The organism is Staphylococcus sp. EG-SA-15 (assembly GCF_017151895.1).
GTDB classification, from domain to species: Bacteria; Bacillota; Bacilli; order Staphylococcales; family Staphylococcaceae; genus Staphylococcus; species Staphylococcus aureus.
Genome location: NZ_JACVZN010000183.1, coordinates 1 through 228 on the forward strand (window position 1 = coordinate 1; position 228 = coordinate 228).

The following is a 228-nucleotide window of genomic DNA, read 5'->3' on the forward strand; positions in this document are numbered from 1 at the left end:
TATCTCTTTTAAGTTCGATTTCTACACGCCATAAATGTTCAGACATAACTTCAGCATCTGCATTATCTTTACGTTCTTGCTTTTTATTATAAATTCTAATAGGTTCTGTTGCAAAGTTGAATTTATAGTATAATTTTAACAAAAAGGAGTCTTCTGTATGAACTATTTCAGATATAAACAATTTAACAAGGATGTTATCACTGTAGCCGTTGGCTACTATCTAAGATA

The 228-nt window shown here is 29.4% G+C and carries 2 pseudogenes; one reads left to right on the forward strand and one right to left on the reverse strand.

Annotated elements, in window-relative coordinates:
• Nucleotides 1-103: pseudogene (locus tag IDG64_RS14990) on the reverse strand (replication initiation factor domain-containing protein); the annotation flags it as partial.
• A 54-nt stretch (nucleotides 104-157) separates the two neighbouring features.
• Here IDG64_RS14990 and IDG64_RS14995 point away from each other — a divergent pair.
• Nucleotides 158-228, forward strand: a pseudogene (locus tag IDG64_RS14995) (IS6 family transposase); the annotation flags it as partial.